The sequence below is a fragment of the Nocardiopsis sp. JB363 genome (assembly GCF_900143625.1).
Taxonomy (GTDB): domain Bacteria; phylum Actinomycetota; class Actinomycetes; order Streptosporangiales; family Streptosporangiaceae; genus Nocardiopsis.
The window spans coordinates 23,049-29,771 of sequence record NZ_FRFF01000094.1 but is presented as its reverse complement, the minus strand read 5'-3'; the positions used below and the strand labels follow the sequence as shown (position 1 = coordinate 29,771).

Genomic DNA, 6,723 nt, shown 5'->3' with positions numbered 1-6,723 from the left:
CCGCCGAAGGGCTCCACACCCCCTTCGGTCCCGCCCCGCCAGGACACGGGCCCCCGAAAGGCCTTGCCACTGGAGGCCCCGCCTGCCGAACCCGGGATCCGAGCGCATCCCGCTCCGGTCGCGCCCACTCCGGAACCGGGCACGGTCGAGCCGGAGGCCCCGGATTCCGCTCCCGTTCGAGAGCCGGCCCCTGAGCCCCTCCCGGAGCCGGAGTCGCCGTCGACCCCGCCCCCCGAGGCTCCGGTGGAGAGCACGTCCGTTCGGCCGGTGGAGCCGGTTCCGCCCGAAGAGCCCGTTCGGGACGAGGCGACCGTTCGGCCGGAGGAACCACTTTGGCCGGTGGCCCCTGTACAACCGGTGACTCCGGTACGGCCAGTGGCCCCGGTACGACCCGAACCGCGGCCCCGACCGAAGAACGAGGCCGAATCGTCGGGCGTCGACTCGGAGTCGTTCGCGTCGAGCACCTTCGATCCGGTGCCCTACGCCAAGGGCATCGAGGCATGGGCCGATCTCGTGGACCGGACCCCGCCGATGCCGGGCGGCTTCGAGGAACGCATCGTGAAGGTGCGCGCGGTCCCCACCTCTCTGTTCGGCAGGGTGCTGTTCCGGGCGAGCTTCGGGCGGATCAAGGTCGGGTGACGAGCCGAAAAGGCGCCACCGCCACGCGCCACCGCCACGGAAGATGAGAGGGGCGCGCCCACCTCCCCTGTGTGAGCGCGCCCCGGGCGCGTGCGTGCACGCGCCCTCCCGCCCGACAGTCCCTCGGGCCGCCCTCTCTCGGGGCCAGAGAGCCCGGGGTCGTCGTCGGGCGGGGCCGACCGCAATGCCCGCGTCCCCTCGGCGGCGAGCTGCGGTCGGCGTTGCCGTCCGGTGGGGGCTCCTCCCCCTCGATGAGGGCCACGCCCACCGGAACGGCGTCAGTGGGTCATCGGTCGAATCGATCGCCTCCGCCGTCCAAGGCGTCGAGCAGGGACAACGCCTCGGCGTGGGTGCCCGGCAACGGAATCGACCACACGGCCGCCCCGTGCTCCCAGCCGGTCTGTTCGCGGAGCCGGTCCAATTCCCCCGCGAGGTTCGGCCCGTCCAGGGACAGCACCGCGATCCGTGAGCGGTTCACCAGGCACAGCGACTCCCCGCGGGTGAAGAAGCGGCGCAGTTCGTGCCCGAGCACGATGAGTCGTGCCGTCCGCCGCCAGGGGTCGAGTGTCGGGTCCAGCGCCATGACCACCAGCCGGTGACCGAAGGCGGAGGGGACCCCCTCCTCGATTCCTCGGTAGAGCTCGCCCACCCTGGTGCGCAGGTACTCGCGGTTGGCCAGGCCGGTCAGCGGGTCCTGGCAGTCGTCACGGTCGTGGCCGCCTCGTTCCCAGCCCTCGGCCAAGGCCAGGACCATGGGGAACGGTGATCGATCCAGGCCGATCGAGCGGGTGAACGCGTCCAGGTCCGTCAAAGCGTGTCCGATCCCCACACCCGCACGCGCGCGTGCCTCACCGAGCCTCGTGCAGGGCGCGGTGAGTTCGCCGCCGCCCGCGTAGGTTTCGCAGAGGACGTCCACGGCCGGTGTCCACCAGTCCTCGAACCGGGACCAACCCGCTTCCTGTGAGCGGCGCCTCCACGGTGTACGTAGTTCCCGGGCACGGTGAACGGTTCGGTCGCCCGCGCCGGCACCTACTTCGATCTCGCCCATGGTTCAGCTCCTGGTCGTCGTTTTACCAGGTGGACGGAGGTGAGCCCGCGCCCCCGCGGTGGGCTCACTCCGTCCGCCTCACCCCTAATCACGGAGATCGGTGGCGGCTATGACGCGGATAGGGGATATTTTTTCGAGAACGTGTTTTCGGACGCTGAACCCACGCCCCCACTTCTGGTTCCGGTCGGTGGCGGGGCTGGACTACGAGTGAAAGGGCGCGGGGTGACCGACGCCGAAGGTGAGTACACAGGGACGTTGCTCGGTGACGCTGAGATCATCGAGCAGGTCAAGGGCGGGGACAACGCTGCTTTCGGGGCTCTGTACGAACGCCACGCTGCCGCCGCGCGTGGACTGGCCCGCCAGCTTCTACGCGGCGAGGCCGAGGTGGAGGACGCCGTCGCCGAGGCGTTCACCAAGGTGCTCAGCGTCATTCAACGCGGGGGCGGTCCCAGTGACGCCTTCCGCCCCTACCTGCTCACCGCGGTCCGCAACGCCGCCTATGACCGGGGTCGGGGTGAGAAACGTCAGGTCGTCACCGACGACATGGAGAGTTACGACTCGGGTGAGCCGTTCGTCGATCCCGCTCTTGAGGGGTTGGAGCGGTCCCTGATCGCCCGAGCCTTCCTCTCCCTGCCCGAACGCTGGCAGTCGGTCCTGTGGCACACCGAGATCGAGGGGGTCAAGCCCGCGGAGGCGGCGACCATCCTCGGTATGAACCCCAACGGTGTGGCCGCCCTCGCCTACCGGGCCAGGGAAGGGCTGCGCCAGGCCTACCTGCAAATGCACCTGGCCGGGGGTGGGGCCGCGGAGGCCTGTCGTCCCACGATCGGTCTCCTGGGCGCTTACGTGCGCGGTGGACTGGCCAAGCGGGACACCACCAAGATGGACCGGCACCTGGACGACTGCGCCGACTGCCGCGAGGTGTACGCGGAGCTGATGGACGTCAACGTCGGGCTGCGCGGGATCGTCCTTCCCCTGGTCGTCGGTTTCGGCGCCACGGGGTACCTGGCGTCCGTGCCCGGGGCGGCCGCGACCGGCGCCTGGTGGAACCGGATGTCCAAGCGTCAGCAGCAGGTCACGGCGGGCGCCACCGCGGCGGCTTGCGTGGCGGTCTCCGTCGCCCTCGCACTCGTGGGCGCGGACGCACCGATCGAGGAGGACCCTTCGACGGCCGCAGCTCCGCCGCTCGAAGCCCCGGCCGAGGACCCGCCGCCCGCGGCCGCCGACGACCCGGCCGCCGACGACCCGGATGATCCTGCCGACCCCGATTCCCCGGATGACCCACCCGCCGATCCGCCGGCTCCGGAGGAACCCGTCCCGGTGCCCGCGCCCCCGGCCGACGTGCCTCCGGCGGAATCGCCCGAACCGCCCCCGCCCTCGAACCCGGAGGAACCGGAACCCGCCCCTGAACCGGAGCCGGAACCCGATCCCGAACCGGGACCCGAGGAACCGGAGGGGTGGCCGGAGTTCGCCGTGGGCATCGACCCCGTCGGCTCCCTCGTGCCCGGCGGTGACGGGATCATGGTCCTCGACGTGCTCAACACCGGTGCCGGCACCACCGAGGACGTGCTCGCCGAGATCACCCTGCCCCCCGGCGTGGAGATGGTCTCCTCCGGGGGCGCGGGCAACGCGGTCCCGATGTCGGTCGGACACGGCGACTGGGGCTGCTCCGCGGGCAGTGGTGGTGGTGAGTGCGTGCGGACCGACATGGCCTCGGGGGAGAGCAGCACCCACTTCCTGGACGTCAGAGTGGCGTCCGACGCCGACGTCGACGTCCCCGCGGACGTGGTGGTCTCCTCCGGAGAGGTGAGATACACCGCCACCGGTGAACGGGGCGTCTCCTCGGAGGGGATCCCGGCCAGATACGCCACCGCCGGCCAGGTGCGCACCGAGAGCGTCGGCAACACCCTGGTGACGTGCACCGAACCCGAGAAGCCGAAGAACCCCTGGCCATGGCCGTGGGGGGAGCGTCCCCAGACGCCCGGGGGCGGACAGGACGAGAATCCCTTGGCCCCGCCCGACCAGGCACCCGGCACCGATGAGGCACCCGGTACCGACGCGGATGCCGACCCCGGCGACCCCGACGACGCCGATCTGCGTCGCGCCCCCGCGGACACCGGTGCCGTGGGGACGGATGGGGGAGATGCGCTCGATGATCTCCTCGGGGAGGAAGGGGAGACCGGCGGCGGAGAACAGGAATTCGATCACGATCTTCCCGGGCTTCCCGACCTTCCCGAACACGGGGGGTCGGACGGCGGGGAACCCGGCTCCGAGGTCCCCGAGACCCCCGACGCCCCGGAGGCCACCGAGGGACCCGAGGTTCCCGAGGGCGGGTACGAGGAGGAACCGGCGGAGGACGAGGAACCCGGCGAGTGCGCACAGGCCCGTGAACGGTCCGGCGACCGTCTCGACAACGACAACTGGGTGATGGCGCCCTTGGACGCGGACTGGGACCCCACGACCACCTCGTCCAGCTCCGCGACCTGGGAACTCCCCGAAGGCGGGTCGGTCCGCTGGGCCGGTCTGTACTTCTCCGCGGCGGGAGACCCGAGCGGCCCGACCGCCCGGATCAAGGGGCCGGGCATGGCCTCCTACTCGACGGTCGCGGCCACCGATGTCCGTTCCGCGGATCTGCCCGCCTACCCCGCCTATCAAGCGTTCGCCGAGGTCACCGACCTGGTGCGCACGGCCGGTGGCGGCCAGTGGTGGGTCGGAGACGTCCCCGCCACCGAGGGTCGGGGCACGTACGCGGGATGGAGTCTGGTGGTGGTCGTGGAGGACCCCTCGGTGGAGGGGCATCAGCAGGCCATGGTCCTGGACGAGACCTCGGCGGTCTTCCAGGACGAGGTCGGTGCTCGGTTCCCGGTGTCGGGGTTGCTTCCGGCATCGGTCCAGGCCACGTTCGACGTGGTGGCCTGGGAGGGCGACGCCGAACTGGGCGGGGACCGCGTACTTCTGGACGATGTCCCGCTCGAACCGCGCGAAGGCGGTGGTGACGCCGGTAACGTCTTCGTGAGTTCCGCGCGAGGCTCGGCCGGGGACCCGATGACGTTCGGGACGGACGTGGTCCGATTCGACGCGCGACTCGGAAGGGAATCGGAAATCCGAATCCCCTCCGGTCAGGACGCGCTGTTGTTGGGCGCGATCGTGCTCACGGCCCCGATGCGCACCTGAGGTCGAACGCGGGTGCGGAGTCCATCGAGTGCACAGGGCGACAGAACGACCCGATCCACCTCGGGAATCCGCCTGTGAGTAGCAATGCATTGACAGTGAGTATCCGAAGGCTGCACGCAAAAGCAGACAGACTTGGCTAGGCTGTGCCCCGGTCATGGATATGGCCCCAGAGATCGACAGGGAAGGGGGCGGTGTCACGTGGACCGTTGCGCGTTGTTCGTCGACGCGGGATACCTTCTCGCCGACGGCGCGATGGCCGTACATGGAACCCGGAACCGGGACTCCGTCGCCTGGGACTACTCCGGTCTCGTCCAGTTCCTCAACGAGGTCGCACGGGATCGCACGGGTCTACCGCTCCTGCGTTGTTACTGGTACGAGGCGATCGCCGATGACCGGAGGGCCCAGGAACAGGACGGCATCGCCGATATCCCGGGCATCAAGTTCAGGGCGGCGAGGATCCGACCCGGCCGTCGCGAGGGCGTGGAGAGCTACGTCCAACGCGACCTGACCACTCTGGCCCGCACCGGTGTCCTTTGTGACGCCGTTCTTGTGAGCGGCGACGAGGACATGGCCCCCGTGGTCGCCGACGTCCAGGACATGGGTGTGCGCGTCACCGTCGTGCACATCTCGGTGGAGGGCAACTGGACCATTTCACGGGCGTTGCGCCGGGAGTGCGACGACCTGATCGAGATCGGTGCCGGACACCTGCGCCCGCACGTCAACCTTCTCTCGGGTGGCGGCTCCACCCAGGAGAACGCGGCCAAGACGACCACACCCTTCGCCAACGGGCGTTCCCAGACCCCCACCGAACAGCCACGTTCGGCGGCCTCCGCGCCCCGGAACGGTCGCGTCGAACCGGCCGCGCCCTCCACGGGTGGGCTCGAAGCGATGTTCGCCGGTACCGGCGGGCAGCCCGTTCCGCAGGGCAGCGCCATGGAACAACTGCGCGCGATGCGCCGCTCACTGGCCCAGCAACGCGGTGACCACCTGGCCGGGCCCTCCGATGAGAACACCCCGCCCGGTGCGATCGACGCCAACGGCTTCCCCTCGGGGGGACAACCGGTGAACGGTAACGGAATCTACCCGGGCGCCGTCGGTCAGAACGGACAGGCCGGGTACGTCGGTCCCAATACGGGATCCCATCCGTCGCAGCGTGGAATGGACCAGGGAGGGTACGGCCTGCCCGCCAGACCCGGACCCGGTCAGCCGGTCGGTGGTGGCCCACAGGGCTTCGACGGAACGGGCCCACAGCAGGCTTTCTCCAATACCGGACCACAGCCCGCCTTCGGTGCGGGCACAGGTTCACAGGCCTCCTTCGCGCCCGACCCGCATCAGGCTCCACCCCATAGAAACCCTCCCGCCCCCGACCCCAGGTTCGGCGGCGGACCAGGTGAGGATCAAGGGTTTGGAGGTGGGGTGGACGCAAACCCTACCTATGGGACCAGTACGGCAACTGACACCGCGCACAGCGGTGGCGCCGCGCCCCGTTTCGGGGAACGGCGACCTACTGGTCCCGAGTACGACGGCCGATTCGGCCCAAGCGGTTACCAGGAATCCGTCCCTAGTCCTGGATATGCCCAACAGGCGGGCCCCGGCGCGCATACCGTTGATGACGCGGTGCACGTCGCGCACAAGGAAGGAAACGACTTCGCGGAGTCGATCGCACGCGAGGCGCCGGCTCTGTGGGTGGAGGCCGTCCTCGCCCGTAGGCCCAGAATGCCCTCGGACCTGGAGGCGCGTCTGCTCCAGGGATCCTCGCTCCCGATCGACCACCTGCTGCGCGACGAGGTCCGCGATGGACTGCGCCAGGGATTCTGGCAGGCCTTGGAGCGTGCCCGGCCCTGATCGGCGCGTGGGGAGAG

Annotated in this window: 4 protein-coding genes; 3 read left to right on the top strand and 1 reads right to left on the bottom strand. The window is 70.3% G+C overall.

Features of this window, described 5'->3' with window-relative positions; all coding sequences use genetic code 11:
* Positions 1 to 375 precede the first annotated feature (375 nt).
* Entirely contained in the window at positions 376 to 639 is a 264-nt protein-coding gene (locus BQ8420_RS13950) for a hypothetical protein (RefSeq protein ID WP_087099142.1), read from the top strand.
* A gap of 286 nt (positions 640 to 925) precedes the next feature.
* Here BQ8420_RS13950 and BQ8420_RS13945 read toward each other — a convergent pair whose 3' ends face one another.
* A complete protein-coding gene (locus BQ8420_RS13945) occupies positions 926 to 1,687 on the bottom strand; it encodes a hypothetical protein (protein ID WP_087099140.1) in 762 nt (253 codons plus the stop codon).
* Between the two features lie 222 nt (positions 1,688 to 1,909).
* Between BQ8420_RS13945 and BQ8420_RS13940 the strand changes: the two genes are divergently transcribed.
* Both BQ8420_RS13940 and BQ8420_RS13935 read left to right on the top strand, forming a co-directional pair.
* Positions 1,910 to 4,861, top strand: a complete 2,952-nt coding sequence (locus tag BQ8420_RS13940; RefSeq protein ID WP_087099138.1) for a sigma-70 family RNA polymerase sigma factor — start codon at positions 1,910 to 1,912, stop codon at positions 4,859 to 4,861.
* A 198-nt stretch (positions 4,862 to 5,059) separates the two neighbouring features.
* On the top strand, positions 5,060 to 6,706 hold the full coding sequence (locus BQ8420_RS13935; protein ID WP_087099136.1) for an NYN domain-containing protein: 1,647 nt from the start codon (positions 5,060 to 5,062) through the stop codon (positions 6,704 to 6,706).
* Positions 6,707 to 6,723 lie beyond the last annotated feature (17 nt).